Genomic DNA, 1,725 nt, shown 5'->3' with positions numbered 1-1,725 from the left:
AATGATTCCGTCAATGGCATGTTGTAATTGTTCAATTTGTTCATTCAATGCTTCCAGTCGTTCTTGAATTTGATCCATATCAGCACGAAACCCATGAACATCAAGTACTTTCATTCTCTCACCAGCTTTCTACTTCATCGGCTGAAATTGCCCGGATGCTCGTTCGTATAATTCTATCGTATTCTTATTTTGCACTCGCACTATTTAATAACCCCTAGAGTTAATTACTCTAAGGGTAAAAGCGATGATTCAATTATTTTTTTCTTTTGTACATCTACTATTCTTAATTATTATTAGTGGATGTCCTTAAAAATTCTATACTGATTCGGTCAACTCTGATCTCAACATTTTTATCGACCAATTCGGGATAATCTGAAAAATATTCATCTTCGTCAGTAAAAACTATCCCTGCATCAATTGTATCCTCATGTAACAAACCTCTTATATAATATTCATATCCCAAACCAATACGTTCTATTTCTTTCTTCTCTTCCTAGATTTCACGAATCATTAACTCATCTAAGATAGTAAACCATATTGATACAGGATAACTTTTCTCTAATTCAATTTTATAAGGGCAAATAAAAGAAAATCCTGTAAATTCAATACCCTCGATTTCAATTGTCACTTCTTCCTCAATTTGTGAGTCTAGCCTTTTAACAAGAGCCGTATATACCATATTTAAAGTCTCTCTTCCTATTCTGCCGGATTAATTACTGGCATATTTCCACCATTAATTATCTTACAAATCTTTTTGCCACTTCGGTTTATTATTTCTTAAGCTATCATTTTGCAAAATATCATGTGGAGATTACAACAAATAGACTTATTCTATATATGAAATACGGTTTACAGCGCTAGGGAGCCACACAAATAAAAAATCTTTAAAGACAATTGAGATATGCTATCTTTAGGATATACAGATTAAAAAATATATATTCTAACTGTGCTCTTTATGAAGACCTCTGTAATAAAAAATCCAATTAGCTGTTACTATCTCTTTCTTCTATGAATTCTAAAAACGAATCTTGCAGTTCTCCGTCCGTATCAATAGAATCGAGCAGTAATTTAGGTTCTAACGAACAATCTTTTAAAGTCGAACTTCCATCAATCACTCCTAGCATGTTTGAAATAGTATCAATCATAGTGTGTTCAATTATCTTCATTAATGTATCTTTATTTTCGTCAGTTAAACTATCGTAAAAACCAATAGCTTTTTTCCAATAATCATCTGTTTTAGAATTAACATTCGTTGTTTCATACAAGTCTTTGTATAGTTGAAGGTTCTCTTTAATGATAGACTCATAAAGTGATTTTACAAAAATATCATTCATTTTATTTCCTCATTTCTGGATACATTTTTTTGTTTAATTCAATAAGTGCTTTTAAAGCAGAATTCGGTATGTCATAGACTCTTCTAAGTTCCCTAACAAACAAAAGGTGAGCCAACATCTCTTGTAGCCCACCTGTGAAGTCCTTTATTAATTTTAGATAGATTTAATTCCATAAATCCTATATCTATTTTTTCATTGATTTTTGATAGCTGGTTAAAGGTACTTTCATCCTTGTACCGAAAAAGTGTCCAATCCCAGTTGACAATCAAGTGTACTAAGCTTGTATGTTTTTAAGAAGCATAGATTTGTAAGATTTATATTATCAGTATGAGGTCATCACTACTACTGCATTAAACTTACGAGTACGTTAATCGGATTAACCCCCGAATTT

General features: G+C 31.5%; 1 protein-coding gene and 1 pseudogene. Both read right to left on the bottom strand.

The window, feature by feature from the left end:
* Positions 1-283: 283 nt before the first annotated feature.
* Positions 284-679: pseudogene (locus B5V89_RS19890) on the bottom strand (hypothetical protein).
* 304 nt (positions 680-983) lie between these two features.
* Positions 984-1,334, bottom strand: a complete 351-nt coding sequence (locus B5V89_RS19885; RefSeq protein ID WP_107921432.1) for a transposase — start codon at positions 1,332-1,334, stop codon at positions 984-986.
* Positions 1,335-1,725 lie beyond the last annotated feature (391 nt).

Source organism: Heyndrickxia sporothermodurans, assembly GCF_003055045.1.
Classification (GTDB): domain Bacteria; phylum Bacillota; class Bacilli; order Bacillales; family Bacillaceae_C; genus Heyndrickxia; species Heyndrickxia sporothermodurans.
The sequence above is the reverse complement of the archived record's forward strand: the minus strand, read 5'-3'. Positions and strand labels throughout refer to the sequence as shown.